The 15,989-nt window shown below is 59.3% G+C and carries 9 protein-coding genes; 7 read left to right on the top strand and 2 right to left on the bottom strand.

Features of this window, described 5'->3' with window-relative positions:
- Window positions 1-103: 103 nt before the first annotated feature.
- From H1B37_RS01495 to H1B37_RS01480, 4 genes are read left to right on the top strand one after another with little or no spacing between them, the layout of a single operon-like run.
- Complete coding sequence (locus tag H1B37_RS01495; protein ID WP_182864846.1) at window positions 104-1,666, top strand: hypothetical protein; 1,563 nt, start codon at window positions 104-106, stop codon at window positions 1,664-1,666.
- 9 nt (window positions 1,667-1,675) lie between these two features.
- Window positions 1,676-3,385 (top strand): serine/threonine-protein kinase, encoded by a 1,710-nt coding sequence (locus tag H1B37_RS01490; protein WP_182864845.1) that lies wholly within the window; start codon window positions 1,676-1,678, stop codon window positions 3,383-3,385.
- Complete coding sequence (locus H1B37_RS01485) at window positions 3,385-4,743, top strand: hypothetical protein (protein ID WP_182864844.1); 1,359 nt, start codon at window positions 3,385-3,387, stop codon at window positions 4,741-4,743. The genes H1B37_RS01490 and H1B37_RS01485 overlap by 1 nt, the downstream gene beginning before the upstream one ends.
- A gap of 8 nt (window positions 4,744-4,751) precedes the next feature.
- The gene (locus H1B37_RS01480; RefSeq protein WP_353620756.1) at window positions 4,752-5,654 is read left to right on the top strand and encodes an RNA polymerase sigma factor; all 903 of its coding nucleotides are present in this window, start codon (window positions 4,752-4,754) and stop codon (window positions 5,652-5,654) included.
- Between the two features lie 62 nt (window positions 5,655-5,716).
- Here H1B37_RS01480 and H1B37_RS01475 read toward each other — a convergent pair whose 3' ends face one another.
- On the bottom strand, window positions 5,717-7,456 hold the full coding sequence (locus H1B37_RS01475) for an arylsulfatase (RefSeq protein WP_182864843.1): 1,740 nt from the start codon (window positions 7,454-7,456) through the stop codon (window positions 5,717-5,719).
- A gap of 221 nt (window positions 7,457-7,677) precedes the next feature.
- Between H1B37_RS01475 and H1B37_RS01470 the strand changes: the two genes are divergently transcribed.
- Window positions 7,678-9,204, top strand: coding sequence for a sulfatase-like hydrolase/transferase (locus H1B37_RS01470; RefSeq protein ID WP_182864842.1), 1,527 nt, complete (start codon window positions 7,678-7,680; stop codon window positions 9,202-9,204).
- Between the two features lie 193 nt (window positions 9,205-9,397).
- Window positions 9,398-12,757 (top strand): amidohydrolase family protein, encoded by a 3,360-nt coding sequence (locus H1B37_RS01465; protein WP_182864841.1) that lies wholly within the window; start codon window positions 9,398-9,400, stop codon window positions 12,755-12,757.
- 329 nt (window positions 12,758-13,086) lie between these two features.
- On the opposite strand, the gene H1B37_RS01460 is transcribed toward H1B37_RS01465, so the two are convergent.
- Window positions 13,087-13,806: a type 1 glutamine amidotransferase gene (locus H1B37_RS01460; RefSeq protein ID WP_182864840.1), complete on the bottom strand. Its 720-nt coding sequence runs from the start codon at window positions 13,804-13,806 to the stop codon at window positions 13,087-13,089.
- Window positions 13,807-14,217: 411 nt separating this feature from the next.
- Between H1B37_RS01460 and H1B37_RS01455 the strand changes: the two genes are divergently transcribed.
- Window positions 14,218-15,735, top strand: coding sequence for a TolC family protein (locus H1B37_RS01455; RefSeq protein ID WP_182864839.1), 1,518 nt, complete (start codon window positions 14,218-14,220; stop codon window positions 15,733-15,735).
- The last annotated feature ends 254 nt before the right edge of the window (window positions 15,736-15,989 follow it).

The raw sequence follows: 15,989 nt of genomic DNA, 5'->3' as shown, positions 1-15,989 counted from the left end.
GGCTAGCGCCTGCGGCTCAGTTTGTGATCGAAAGCGACAACGTACGGCTAAAGCCTGAACACCAGCGCAAAACCGATTCAACAATCCAGCGAACATCCCAGCCGTGTTTCCAATCCAACTCAAACGAATCGAGACCGCGATTGCCGCAGGGCGTTTGGACGAAGCGTTCCAGCTGTTGATCACGACACCGCAACGGGAGCACCGCGACGGCCAGCGGTTGACGGATTTGTTGATCGCTCATTTGATTCAACGTTCACGGCAACACCTTGATCGCCAACACCACCGCGATGCCAAATCGGATGCGGACAAGGCACAACGTCTGGCCGGACGAACCAGCGAGGTCGTCGATCTGGTTCACGAAATCATTGAAATGGAATCGCAACAGTGTGCCCAGGCGGCCGCCGAGCAAGAGGCAGCCCGGGAGGCTAAAATGCAGGCTCTGCTCGGTCAATTCACGTTGGGACAACATCTCTTGCCACCCGGTCCAACCCATTCCAGGCTCGCTGCCGAAATCGAACGCAAACGCACGCTGGCCGCTGCGGCAGCCGATCGGATCGGGCAGGCGGTCGCCGCACGGGATTTTGAGGCGGGCGTCGCAATCGTCCAGTCGCTTGATGCAGAACTTCGACGTCATCGATTGTTGGTGGACAAGATCCAGGCACTGTTGCCAGCGATCCTGGAGCGGATTGTCGCCGACCTCGAGAGCGGTCGATTGGATCGCGGCCGGGACTGGTTGCAAATGGCAATCGACATGGCGCCGACGGATGCTCGCCTGAACGAACTGCGATCCTGTTTCGATCGATGTGCAAGCGCTAACGAATTGATCGACCGGGCATGCTATCAGGAAGCCGATCGCGAACTCGCCTTGGTCTCACAAGTGATCTCGGATGCAGCTTGGATCGCGGAGACGCGCAAGGCACTGGCCGAACTTGCGGCCCATTCCGCCAGCGTGCGTTCGGGACCCTTGGGGCTGCTCGACGGTTACGCCTCGATTCCGACGGGTAGACCTGTTGGTGTTCAGGCTTTAGCCGCACACTCCGGCTGCGAAGCAGCGTCGGAGAATCGGCTAAAGCCTAGACATCAACGATCGGACGAAGAGGAGGATTGTGCCAGGATATTGCGGGTCGATGGGGTAGGGGCGATTCTGTTGCTCGATGCGGAGCGCGTATCGGTGGGGCCGTCATCGACGTCCACGCGATACGATTTGCCGCTAATGACCGAGAGGCCGTCGGCGGCGTTGTTCATCCGCCGCGCGGGCGAAGACTATTTTGCCGAGTCGGAAGCGGAGTTCCGCGTCAATGATCGCCCGGCCAAACGCCGATTGCTGGCCGACGGTGATTCGCTCGGATACGGCCGACGGGGACGTTTAAAGTTTCGCAAGACCGTTCCCGCAAGCGGTTCGGCGGTGCTGCAATTGTCTGGGGCGGGGCTGGCCAAACGTGAGATTCGCTGTGCGGCGCTGATGGCCGATTCGCTGCTGTTTTCGGACTCTGGCGGCCACTTTTCGATTCCCCGCGGCGAGCGACCGATCGTGATGTTTCGCGCGACCGGTGGTTACGCGATGAAATTCGCAGAACCGGGCGGTGACGTCCATCAACTGGAACTCGATCGCCCGGTCTTACTCGGCGAGACGCGTTTCACACTCAATCAAGTCAATCTGTCTTAGGGTCGCGGCATGCCAGCGTTTCACTACCAACAAGGCGACCGTCCGCTGGAGGGATACACGATCCAGCACGCGCTCGGACGCGGCGGATTCGGCGAGGTCTACTTTGCGACCAGTGATGCGGGCCGCGAAGTCGCTCTCAAAGCGGTGCAAAATTACGAGGACATCGAACTGCGCGGCATCGGCCACTGCATGAATTTAAAATCACCGCATCTGGTGATGATCTTCGACGTCAAACAGGGCGACGATGGGACACCCTGGGTGATCATGGAGTATGTTTCCGGCGCTTCCCTGCGAGAGATCTTGGATGCGTCACCCCAGGGAATCGATCCGGCGCAGGCGATGTTCTTCGTTCGCGAGCTTGCCAAGGGAATCGACTACTTGCACGGCGCCGGAATCGTGCACCGAGACTTGAAGCCGCACAACATTTTCTTCGAAGACGGTGTCGTCAAAATCGGCGATTACAGTTTGAGCAAGGTGATCACCGTCAGCCATGCCAGCGGGCATACGATGACGGTGGGAAGCGTGCACTACATGGCCCCGGAAATCAGCATGGGGCGCTACGACAAAACCGTCGATCTGTATGCCCTGGGCGTGATGTTGTATGAAATGCTGACCGGCAAACCGCCCTTTGACGGCGAAAGTGTCGGCGAGATCTTGATGAAACATCTGAGCGGTGAAGTCGATGTCAGCGTGTTGGAAGAACCGTTTGCCGGCGTGGTTCGCAAGGCGATGGACCGTGACCCGGCAAAGCGTTTCCAGTCCGCCAGGGAGATGGCTGATGCACTCGGCTGTGAATCGACAAGGGTGAGCGACGATTCGATTCCCGCCAGTTTGTCGTTGATCGGAAAAAAGCCCGTCTCCCCGACGAATCCATTGCCACCAGAGCCTGAATCGTTGGGGATCGAAGACTTGGCCGACACGGTCGGTGCACGGCAAGCCACCCGCGACACCGCCGAATCAGAAACACCGTCACGCCGGGGCGACGCGCATCAAGTGATCGATGCGAGATTACGACGGATGGCTGACGCACGGTATCTGACCCGCGTGGCTCTGTCGTTCGTGTCCACGATCCTATTGGGCGTTCTGGCTTTTGTCGTCACTCCCGAGGTCGCCGGCGATCTCGATGCGATCGCGCTGGTATTGATGCCGGTTTGGATTTGGCTGATTTCAATGTCATTGGCCATGACGATTATTTTTTCCCAGCCGCCAGCGCCGCGCTGGTTTACCCCTCTGGCCACGCGGGTCTGGCTGCTCGGGGTTTGGGCGTTGATCTACGGCTTGCTTCACTATGTGTTCAATCGAATTCCATTTGAAGATGCACTTGCCGGATGCTGGGCAGGTGGCTTGACCGCGACCCTGCTGATGGACTGGCGGTGTTTTGCCGATCCGCAACGACCTCAGCGAATCCGGGTCGGACGCACGCTGATTGCAGGGTCGGTCAGTGGTGTCGCGGCGGGACTATATGGCGTCGCATTGGGACTGAATGTCTTTCGACTGGACTTCGCGATCCTGTCGATGGCCGCGACGATGGCCGGCGCGATCACGGTCCAATTGACGTCGCTCTGGGAAGAACCAGACGACAGCTCGTGGGACCAACGCGATGCAATGCGAACCAGGACCGCCCCATCGCATCGATCTGGACACGATCGGTCGCGGCCCAAGAGTCCACTGATAGATTCCTATTGCGCTAATTCACCGACCGCGGAGCGAGTTTCCTAATGTTTGTCAGCTATTTCTTGTTGATCGTCATCGGAATCTACTTTGGCATCTTGGTCGTCGTGATCGTTTCGGCGGTCAGTGCAAAATCGACTGCCGGCCGTGTCGCTGCGATCGTGGCGGGCGTGTTTTTGTTGATCATCGTGCCAATGTTTCTAGTGATGGCGACCTACAGCCTGCGGCGGGTCGCCTCGTCCGAGCACCATTCCTGGGCCGACCAGCACGCTGCGGGAACCAGAGTACCCGATCGGCCTCTCGATTCGATCAACGTCGATGTTCCTTCCATTCCCAGTGAGTCATCGACCTCCGCTGCTCCCTCGCCGCCCCAGCGTCCGGTACCGCCGCCGGTCCTGAAACCGGTTGATCAGATCTCCGACGAGGATTCACTTCAGCCAAACGCAACCTCCCAACAACAGCCGACCGGAACGTGGCGAACGACGGACACGCAGACCTTCACGGCGAACGTGTATCCGAGTGATGGCTCCGCGATGGATTCTTTGGTATCCGGCCTGAAAGAGAAACTCGCTGAAAACCGAGTGCTGCTTCGCGACGATGAAAAGGAGAGCAATGACGTTGTCGATCCCGACAAGGTCGTCGTTTCCGCTGACGGCCCCGATCTCGACTCCTTGCTTCCGGTTGCGATCTCACGTCTGAGGACGCAGTTCTCCGCGATCGGCATCGGAACCCGTCCGGTCAACGCACCATCCGAAGCGACCGAAAACGAGCTTGCGATCCATTTCTCTGCCTCCAAGTCGCCTTCGCTGCCGGCACCTTGGGATCAACAAGACCAGCTTCAAAACCGACTGCTCACCTGCACCGCGACGATGGGCGGCCGCCAATCCACCTACCAGGCCTTTGTGACCGAGAAACCTTGGGTCGAATCGTTCGACCAATTTGTGTCCCGGTATCCGCAACGCAAATTCGTTGTCGGGTACTCCGGCGAATTTCAATCGACCGAGGGGCAAGCCCGCAAAGCCGCCTTGGAGGATGCGGTCCGGCAAGCAGCGTTTTCCTTCCGCGGCCAATCGTATGCGATCATTGACGATCGGCATGTCATCGATCGATTCGCTCAGCGACTGTCCCGTTCTTACGGCGACGTTTGGCGAGAAGCCGTTCTGGTCGAAGTGCCCGACGCACGGCAGGTCGATGCCGCACGCACGACGGCCGCCGAAGCGTTTGAACGATCCCGAATCGGGCGTCTGTCGCAAGCGTTTGGAATCGTTATGCTGGTCCTCGCCACCATCGCGTTGTGTTTGGGCCTCAATTGGATCACCAAAGGCTACTATCGCAGTCAGGTCGTGTTAGGATTGGCAGGTGTGGTCGTGATGGGCGGCCTGATCCTTGCCATGTTCCTCGGTTAGGGCGCTCCGTGAACGAAGCTGACACGCATCTTCTGCAATTGATTCAAACCGGCGACCAAGACGGGTGGCGGCAATTCGTGGACCGATTCCAGCGTCGTTTGATCGCGTTCGCGCTCCATCGTGTCGACTCCTTGGCCACCGCCGAAGACTTGGTCCAAGAAACGTTCGTCTCGTTCTTGGATTCGCGGGAAAACTATCGCGGCGACGGCGAACTGGAATCCTTTCTGTTTCAAATTCTGCGCTACCGCATCATCGATCATTACCGCCGCAGCGGTATCACGCGAGAGTTTCCGGTGTGTGATTTCGGCCAGGAAGACTCAATCGACGCACTTGCCACCGCGGAGTCGACCGAACCAAGTGTCAGTTGGTACGTCCGACGTGAAGAACAGAACCAAGCCACCACGGTGGCGCTGGCGACCGCGATCCGTCGTCTCGCCGATGACTTGCAGTCGGGCCAGCGGTTCAAAGAGTTGGAAATCGCCGAAGGATTGTTTTTCGCCCGGCGACGCAATCAAGAACTCGCCGCGGTGATGGAGATCAGTGAAAACGAAGTCGCCGTCGTCAAGCGTCGACTGATCGGACGATTGCGTGATGACTTGAGGCAGTCGGCGGAGCGTGCCGGCAACTGGCCCGATGATGCCGTGCTGGCCGACGGTTTGTTAAGTCGCGTCTGGGAAGCGGAACGCCCCAGTTGTCCCAAACGCAGCACGTTGGGCAAGTACACCCTCGGGATTCTGCCGGACGCCTGGGCCAGCTACGTAGGTTTTCACGTCCAGACGCTCGGGTGTTCGTTTTGTCGCGCCAATCTGGAGGAACTCCGTCCCGGTTCGGAATCAGGTGAAAACGCTACCGCCCGCGACCGGTTGGTGCAATCCACCATCGGCTTTTTTCGAGCGCACGTTGGTGTCTAGCCTTTAGGCGATTCCCGTCGCTGCGAAGCAGCGACCATGGGCGGCTAAAGCCTGAACACCAGCTACTTCTTCTTCCCTTTCTTGTTCGGGTTGATCGGCAGCACGTCGGCCCGCTCGGCGTAGGCCTGCCACATGGCGGCCAACGATTCGACTCGCTCGGGTTGTTCGTCGGCCAGGTCATGTTGTTCGCTTCGATCGGCCGCGATGTTGTACAGTTCCCACTTTCCCTTGGCCCCCTTGGCGACCAACTTGTAATCGCCGACGCGGATCGCACGATTGCCTTCGTGTTCCCAGTAGATTGCCTCGCGCTCGATCGGTTGGCCGGCGAAGGTCGGCACCAGGCTTTTGCCTTCCATCGGATTGATCCGGTTGCCGCCGTGGAAAACAGCCGGGTAGTCAGCCCCCGAAACATCCACGGCGGTCGCCATCAAGTCGACCAGGTGTCCCGGTGTATGTTCCAACTCGCCGTGTCGCGTCACCTTGGCCGGCCAGTGGACGATCAACGGCGTCGAGATGCCACCTTCGTGCACCCAGTGTTTGTATTCGCGAAAGGGCGTGTTGGAGACGGTGGCCCAGGCACGTCCGTAGCCGATGTAAGTGTCGGCCGGCCCGGCCATGACGCCTTTGCCGGTGCGAACCGGGAAACCATCGCGGGTTTGTTTCGGTTGCATGTTTCCTTGCAAATAGTTGTTGGGCAACTCGGGTAGCGTGGCCGTTTTAGCGCGATCCACCCCTTTACCGCCACGGCCGTAGTTTTCCGCGCATCCGCCGTTGTCTTGAAAGAAACAAATCAGCGTGTTTTCGAATTGGCCGGTATCGCGAAGTGCGTCGACGATTCGGCCGATGCCCTGATCCATGTTGTCGATCATCGCCGCGTAGACTTCCATGTTGCGTTTGTCCCATTCCCAGAATTCAGTTTCCTTGGCATTTTCGGGGATCGGGAACAGTGTCGTCGCGTTCGGATCGATCACGCCTAGGTCAATCATTTTTTGGTAGCGTGCCGCGCGAACGGCGTCGTATCCGGCATCGTATTTCCCTTTGTACTTTGCGACGTCCTTTTCCAACGCATGCATCGGCCAATGGGCCGCGGTGAAACTGACGTACATGAAAAACGGCTGGTCGCCGGTTTCAAAGTGGTGTTCGTTGATAAAGCGGACGGCGTGGTCGGCGATCGCATCGGTGTAGTAGAACGTGCCGTTGGATTGATCCTCTGGCCCGTATTCGGGGTCATCCGCGGGTGAGATGTATTGGTTGTCCCGCGTCAACGTGTTGGGATCAAAGAAACTGCCGGCGCCGTGGATCGTTCCGTAAAAGCGGTCGAAGCCGCGTTGTCGCGGCCAGTTGTGTTTGTCGGCTTCATTCTGGGGGCGGATCTGTTTGGTGACGTGCCATTTCCCCGACAGGTAGGTGCGGTAGCCGGCCGGCTTGAGCACTTCGGCCAGCGTGACGCAGTTCCGATTCAAATCGCCGCGGTATCCGTCATAGCCTCGGTCGTTCATCATGTGACCGATCCCCGCCTGGTGCGGGTACAGCCCCGTCAACAGACTCGCCCGCGTCGGGCAGCAGCGGGCGGTGTTGTAGAACTGGGTGTAGCGAATCCCCTGGTCGGCGAGGGCATTCAAATTCGGCGTGTCGATTTCGCTGCCGTAACATCCGATGTCCGAGTATCCCATGTCGTCGGACATGATGTAAATGATGTTCGGAGGCGGCTCTGACGGGGCGAGATCGGCCGCCGTAGCAGTGGAGTGCGGACAAATCGTCGCCGCTGCGAAACAAATCGCTGCAAATCGAAATCGGAGCATGAATGATCCTCTGTGATGAACGTTCCGGTGGCTACCATCTTAACCAGACAAACGTCGTTCGCGTGACGATCGTCGAATCACTTTCCGCCGGGAAAACCGATTAGAATACCGCTCGGCCGCTGCGAACGGAGATCAATCGCAAGGACGTCTTGCCGAGTCGGCCAGCACCGTCAAAACCCGCTACACGTCGCGGCTGGCAACAGTCTTGCGGCGATGAATCGATGATCAAACACGCCCTTTTGCTGGTCTTGCTGCTGACCTCCGGTGCCTTCGCCGAGGATCGGCCGAACATCCTGTTCATTTTTTCCGACGACCAGAATTACAAAACGCTGTCGTGCTATCCCGAATCGCCCGACTGGGTTCACACCCCCAACATCGACGCGTTGGCAAAACAGGGCATCCGTTTTGAACGCACCTATTTCGGTGCCTGGTGCATGCCCTCCCGCGCCAGTTTCCTGACCGGACGCTTGCAACACGGCATCCAAACGATGCGGATGCAGGGCCAATACCCGGGCAGCGTTTATGATCCACAGCAGTGTCGTTTCTGGCCCGCCGAGCTACGCAAGAGCGGCTACCACACCGCCCAGATCGGCAAGTGGCACACGGGTATCGACACCGGCAACGGCCGAGACTGGGACCACCAGATCGTCTGGAACCGTCCCGGGCATCCGGAGAACGCCGGCAATTACTTCTACGATCAAATCATGACCTTCAACGGCGTCGATCGCAAAGTCGACGGGTACTCGACGGACAACTACACCAACTGGGCGATCGACTACATCAAGGGCCAGAACCGCGACGAAACCAAACCCTGGTATTTGTGGCTGTGCTACGGTGCCATCCACGGGCCGACCACGCCCGCCGACCGACACGAAGGAAAACTGGCCGGCAACAATGCACCCGTTCCCGAAGACATCTTCGGTCCCTGGCCCAACAAGCCCGCTTACCTGGCCAATCTAAACGCATGGCAAGAAGGTCCCGACGGTAAACCGTACCGCCGCAGCAAAAAGGTCGCGAAAAGCAACTTCAACACCAACACCGCCGGACAAGGGTACGACGATTGGGTCCAGCAATACAACGAATGCGAAATGGCGATCGACGAAGGCGTCGGTCGTTTGATCCAAACCCTGCGTGACACCGGGCAATTGGAAAACACGCTGATCGTGTATGCCGCCGACCAAGGGTTCGCGCTCGGGCAACATGGCATGAACAACAAAGTCGCGGCCTACGACGCCGCGATCGCTTCGCCCATGATCATTTCGCACGCCGGAAAGATCCCCGCCGGAAAGGTTTGCGCGCACCCGATCAACGCCCCCGACCTGGTCCGCCATTTTTGCGACGCCGCAAACGTCGACCTCCCCTGGCGGACCGACGGACGTGACATCAGCCGACTGCTGACCGATCCAGAAACCGACGATTGGAGCCAACCGATGCTGATGACCCACACGGGTCGCAGGTATGGATCGGACACCGACCAAATGCCGGACGAAACCGGAATGTACGAAGTCGGCGGCATCCCCTGGTACGCGCTGTTGCGCGACGGTCGCTACAAATACATCCGCACGATGGTCGAAGGCGAAATGGAAGAAGTCTACGATCTTGACGCGGACCCGGAAGAACTGAACAACCTCGCGTTGCTGCCCGAGCACCGAACGTTGCTGCTCTCGCTGCGAGAAAAAGCGATCGAAGAGCTGCGCCGCACCGACGCAAAGTTCATTCCGCACCTGCCGGCGCCACGGACTCCGTAGTGCCGCGGGAAGATACGAAGCAACCCTCCCCTCGCTACGCTCGACCCTCCCTTCCAGGGAGGGTTAATTCAAAAACCGCACGACTTTGGAAAGGAGGGCTGATTCTTAACTTGGTACCTGCCCCTTCTCCGCTTGATGTTCCCCCGAGTTATTTTGTTGTCTCCAAAATCAAACACCGAATCTTCGCTTCACCATGGCTTCATGCTACAAGACCCTGCTGTTCACCCTCTTCGCCCTCATCGCGACAACCCATGCCATCGCCGACGAGTCCGACTCACCGGCTGAATGGGACGTCGAGAATTACCCTGCGCCGAATCGGCAACAGAAGATCGACACCGATACCGGCACATGGATGAACTTGGATGTCAGCCCCGACGGCAGCCAAATCGTGTTTGATCTGCTGGGGGATTTGTATTTGATGCCGATCACCGGCGCCGACGGGACGGCCGCGACCGGAAAGCAGTTCCCCAAGAATTTGACCAACACCGTTGCCTGGGAAATGCAGCCGCGATTCAGTCCCGACGGCAGCCAGATCGCGATGACCAGCGACCGCACCGGCAAGAACAAGAAAGCCGGCGACAACCTTTGGATCATCAACGCCGACGGATCCTCACCGACCCAGGTGACCGGTGAAACGTACCGCTTGATCTGCAATCCCGTCTGGTCTCCCGACGGCCAGTACCTGGTCGGACGGAAACACTTCACCAGTCGACGTTCGCTCGGTGCCGGCGAGTTTTGGATGTTCCATCGCGATGCCCTGGCCGCCGGCGCGACCGTCGGCGTGCAACTGACCAAGCGGCCCAACGACCAGAAAGATGTCAACGAACAAGTTTTCTCGCCCGACGGACGTTACCTGTACTACAGCCAAGACGTCACGCCGGGCGACACCTTCGAATATGACAAGAATTCACACCAAGGCATTTACGCGATCAAGCGATTGGATCTGGTCGAAGGCAAGACCGAGACGCTGATCCGGGGTCCCGGCGGAGCCTGTCGGCCGACGCCTTCACCGGATGGAAAAACGTTGGCCTTCGTCCGCCGCGTCGGAGTCAAAACCGGATTGCACCTGTTCGACCTTCAGTCGGGCGAGATTCGCTTGGTCTACGAGGACCTGGAGCGTGACATGCAGGAAGCGTGGGCGATCCACGGTGTTTACAGTGCGTTCGATTTCACGCCCGATGGTCGGTCGATCGTGATTTGGGCCAAAGGCAAAATCCGCCGAATCGACCTGGAGAACGGCGATGCGGAGATCATCCCATTTCGAATCCGCGACACGCGTACCGTCAAGACCGTCGTCCGTCACAAGATCCCCGTCGGCGAAGACGAATTCGATGTCAAGATGTTGCGCGACGTCTGTGTTTCGCCGACCGGCGATCGGGTGGCGTATCAAGCACTCGGATACATCTACATCAAGTCAATGCCCGATGGCACACCGATCCGTTTGACCGACCAAACGCATCACTTCGAGTTTTGCCCGCAGTTCTCGCGCGACGGTCGCTACATCGTCTACACGACTTGGAATGATCGCGAGTTGGGGACGATCCGAATCGCGTCGACCGATCCGAGTGCCAACGAAAACTGGATCGTGACCGACACGCCCGGTCACTACACCAAGGCGACTTTCTCCCCCGACGGAAAGCAAATCGTCTTTGAACGCCGCGGCGGAGGCCACTTGCGGTCGCCGCTGTGGTCGCGTGAACAAGGCATTTACCGAATCGATTGGCGTGACGGTGTCGCCGAGCGGATCACCGATTCGGGCAGCGATCCACAGTTTGCCGCATCGGGCGATCGGGTCTTTTTGACGCGCCGCGGTGGCGGCAAAGAATCCGACAACGTCACGCTGTATTCGGTCGATTTGTCGGGCCAGAACGCACGCGATCACTACACCAGCGACTGGGCGACCGAGATGCAAGTTTCGCCCGACGGCAAGTCGTTGGCGCTCGTCGAGCGATTTCACGTCTATGTGACTCCGTTTGTTCATGCCCCCTCGGCGATCAAGGTCGGCCCCGGCGGTAAAGGGTTGCCGATCGCCAAGGTCAGCGAACAAGCCGGCGACTTTGTGCATTTTTCCGGTGACGGATCCGCGTTGCACTGGTCGCTCGGACCGGAACTTTCCACCTGCGACGTTTCTGGCGCAATGGACAAGCTACTCGGAAGCAAGCAGGAATCGGACACGAACACCGAGGATGTATCACCGGCGGCTATCGAATCCACCAACATCGGGTTCAAGTATCCACACGCCCAGCCCGACGAAACGCGTGCACTGGTCGGCGGCCGGATCGTCACGATGGGCAAAGCCGGAGTGATCGAAAACGGAGTCGTCGTGATCCGCGGCAACCGGATCGTCGCGGTCGGCCCACGCGACGAAATTGAAATTCCCGCCGACGCGATCAAGACCAACCTGAAGGGCCAAGTCGTACTACCCGGGTTGATCGACACACACGCCCATGGGGCCCAAGCGACCGGTGGGATCACGCCGCAACAGAACTGGATCGACTACGCCCGGCTGGCGTTCGGCGTCACCACGATCCACGACCCCAGCAACGACACGCACAGCATTTTCGCGGCCAGTGAAATGACCAAGGCGGGCGTGATCGTTGCCCCACGAACCTTTTCGACCGGCAAGATCCTTTACGGAGCCACGGGGTCCTACAAAGCCGAAATCGAATCGTTGGCCGACGCGGAATTCCATCTCAAACGGATGAAGGCGGTCGGTGCATTCAGCGTCAAAAGTTACAACCAGCCGCGACGCGATCAAAGACAGCAGGTGCTCGCGGCGGCACGCAAGTTGGACATGCTGGTCGTCCCCGAAGGCGGTTCGACGTTCATGCACAACATGACGATGATCGTCGACGGACACACCGGGATCGAACACACCTTGCCGGTGCAAACGGCCTACGACGATGTCATGGATCTGTGGCGTGGCACCGGCGTCGGTTACACGCCGACATTGAATGTTGCTTACGGTGGCCTGTCAGGTGAACGTTATTGGTACGCGATCGACGATCTGTGGTTGCACACGCGGCTCAAGACCTTCATTCCGCCACACGTCTTGAATCCCCGCGCACGACGCCGTGAAAAAGCACCACTGGAAGATTACAACCACATCAAAGTCGCCGCGATCGCCCGGCAAGTCGTCGACCAAGGCGGACTGGTGCAAGCCGGCGGCCACGGTCAATTGCCGGGGCTGTGTACGCACTGGGAGATGTGGAGTTTCGTCCAGGGAGGCATGACGCCGATGCAGGCGTTGACCTGTGGCACGCTCAACGGTGCAAAGTACCTGGGGCTGGACAATGATTTGGGATCAATCGAAGTGGGCAAGCTGGCCGATTTGATCGTGATCCGCCGCGGCGCCGATCCGACCAAACAGATTCGTGACTCGGAAAAGATCCAATTCGTGATGGCCAACGGGCAACTGTTCGAAGCCGACCGAATGAACCGCAGCGGTGACAACGCGCCCCGGGGAGAATTCTTTTGGGAAAACAACGCCGGCGCGGGAGTGTTGGCGACCGCATCCGAAGCGGTCGGCTGCAGTTGCCATCGCGGCCGGTAGGTCACGCCGGAAACGTCCATCATTTTACCGCGGCTTTCGGTACCCAATTTAATTTCTCTCCCTCTGGGAGAGACGGCGTTTGCGCAGCAAGCAAACGCCAGAGAGGGCCCGCGTCGCGATCGTTTGGGCGACTTCCGCTGCGATTGAATCCGGACCTTAGACGATCGACGTTTCGCGCGTGACACTCTGCGGGGGCATGAAAACACAGCGGGCATCAGCTGGATCGACTCAAACGCCGCCGTTTGTTTGGCCGTCACGGAGAAGAGGTAAGAAGATTCGGGGCAGAATGATGGCGTGCACGTGGCGAGAAGCCACATGCACCGCATGCCCTACGCTTGCCGCAACAACTGCATGAATCGACCGAGCAATTGGTCGGTCGCCGGGGTGTCTCGCACCTTTGCCTCGAACACTTCCAGCGAGTCGCCGGTGATGGATTTGACGTAGTTGGGATAGGCGTGGATGCGTTGAATGAACGCGGTCCGATCGAGTTCGGGATGGAATTGAGTGCCATAGATCGGTCGGTCTTTGACGCGGAACGCCTGGTTTTGCACCTTCTCGCTCGACGCCAACAAGATCGCTTGCGGGGGCAAGGTCACGACGCAATCCTGATGTCCCATCGGAGCGAGGAAGTGATCGCCGAGCGGCCCGAAGAGCGGATCTTCGCGGCCGGCCCGGGTCAGCCGGACTTCGATGGATCCCAATTCGGCGTGAGCGGCATCGGTGACGACTTCGCCTCCGAGTGCCTTGGCCATCGCTTGGAATCCCCAGCAGGAGGCGAAAGTCGGTTTGGCCAGTTCGTACAATTCCCACATTGCCGCCAGCGCCGGTGGCAGCCACTCGCCTCCCTCGGCGACCGAGTAGTCGCCGCTTCCGCCCAACAGAACCACATCGACGGCATCCAATTCAGCGACGGTCGGCGGGCCGGCCAATAAGTCGTGGACAGCGATCTGAGCGGGAGCACATTGCAACGCCCTGGCGAAACACCCGATCTCCTGATCGCGCATCGGATCGTCAGCGTTGCGGATTTGCAGCAATAGAAATCTGTCCATCGATCGCATCACACTCCAGGAGCCGTTCAGTCAGCCCGGGCAAGTCTATCACAAGCAGCAGGGCCGACCAGGCGCGAGGATCGACGACTGCCCCCCCGGGTTAAGCCCACAACGCTGTTAAACCTTGCCGGTTGCAGTGGTTTCCGGCCCGCGCCACTGGCGATTTGACGACTCAGGTTCGCTACTCGAGGCACCATCGTGTCAATCGTTCCGATACAACGTCTGTCGTACGTCCGCTGCGGATGTCACTTGGATCAGATCGGCAAGGATGCTGACGTGATCATTTCTCACAACGGGAGTCTATCGGTGTGCACGGATGCCATCAGACAATTCAAGGTGTCACTGTCGGCCTGCTGCTTGTTATCTGTTGTCGGGTGTGCACAGGTTGACCAGCGAACGGTCACACCAGCGATGCCGGGCGCGACCACTGCACCGACGGAGACGCCGTTGACGGTGCGACCGGCAGTCCATCGGAAAAAGGCGGTCGAACCATCCGCATCGTCGCTCGATCGCGTCAAGACCGTTGCCTACGCGGATGAGGGCGCCGAGGGCGATGAAGTCGCGACTGGGGACAAGGGGCAAGACTCGTCGCCGAGTTTTGCGGACCAGTTGGAGCGGATCGCGCTGGCACCGGTTGAGATGCATGCGGTCGAATCGCGGTTAGAATCATTCAGCGATCTGGTCGCGGCCGATGTGTCGCAGGCAACCGAGGAAAACGTCTATACCCTGGACCAGCTCGAGCAACTCGCCCTCGCCAACAACCCCGCCATTGTCGCAGCCGGCGCGACGGCCACCAAGGCCGCGGGGCTGCGCAACCAAGTCGGCACGCGTCCCAACCCGACACTGGGCTATTTCGGCCAGCAACTCGCCGATGAAAACACCGACCAGCACGGGGTGTTTGTGGAACAGGAGTTCGTTCGTGGCAACAAACTGGAACTCAACCGAGAGGTACTCGGACACACGATGTCGGCCCAGCGCTGGGAAATGCAGACGCAACGCTACCGTGTTCTGACCGATGTGCGTGTCCGGTTCTATGAAGCCGTCGCGGCGCAGCAACGCGCCGACGCGACACGCAATTTCGAAACCGTCGCCCGACGCGGGGTGCAAGTTGCGATGGAGCGGAAGGAGGCCGAGGAAGGCAACTTGATCGAGGTCTTGCAGGCCCAAACCCTGCTCAGCGAAATCATGCTGGCCGCCGAACAAGCAGAAGTCGAGTACCGGGGGGCGTGGCAGGATTTGGCCGCCGTCGCCGGGTTGCCCGAAGCCGCACCGGCGCGACTGGTCGACGTCCCCGCGACCGAAAAAGCCCCGCGCGATTGGCAGGCCGCTTACGACCAGATCCTTTCCGAAAGCCCCGAATTGTCGGCGGCCAACGCGTTGGTGTGTGAGAAGTACGCCTTGCTGAAACGGCAACGTGTCCAGATGGTGCCTAACCTGACCGGAAATTTCGGCGCGGGCTACGACAATGCAACCGACTCCGGAATGATCAATCTGGAGTTTTCCGCGCCGATTCCTGTGTGGAATCAAAACTCCGGTAACATCTCGGCCGCCTACGCCGAATACACCCGCGCCCTGGAAGACGTCAAACGGATCGAGCAATCCATCAAGAGTCGGTTGGCACGGACTGCCCAAGCATTCGATTCCGCCTTGGCAGCGGTCACGAAGTACGAAACGGAGATCATCCCGCAGACGCAGAAGAGCTTGGATTTGAGCGAAGAAGCGTACCGCGCCGGCGAACTCGAATTCCTGCAGGTCCTGGTGGTGCGGCGTAGCTATTTCGAATCCGCGATTCGCTTGATCGCCGCCCAAGGTAACCTGGCCCAAGCCAACGCCCAAGTCGAAGGGCTGTTGTTGACCGGCGGGTTGGACGCACCGTCCGACTACACCGACGGCGACGGGATCCGCGGCGCGTCGTTTGGCGGGCAGTGATGGCGTTCCGGGGATGGTAGCGTGGTGGGGCAAAACGATGGGGGCAAAACGATAGAAGGCAGAATGATGGGGGGCAGAATGATGAGGGCAGGAGTGTTGGTGTCGAACCTTGAGGCGATTCCCCCTCGCTGCGAAGCAGCGACCGTGGGCGGCTAAAGCCTGGACACCAGCGTGTATGCCCGGTCCCTTCATCCTCAAACGGCCCCATCATTCTGCCCCGTATCATTCTGCCTGCTCTCTGAATCCTCGCACGT

Origin of the sequence: Stieleria mannarensis (genome assembly GCF_014154935.1) — a bacterium.
In the GTDB taxonomy this organism is placed as follows: domain Bacteria; phylum Planctomycetota; class Planctomycetia; order Pirellulales; family Pirellulaceae; genus Stieleria; species Stieleria mannarensis.
This window is presented reverse-complemented; position numbering and strand designations above follow the sequence as displayed.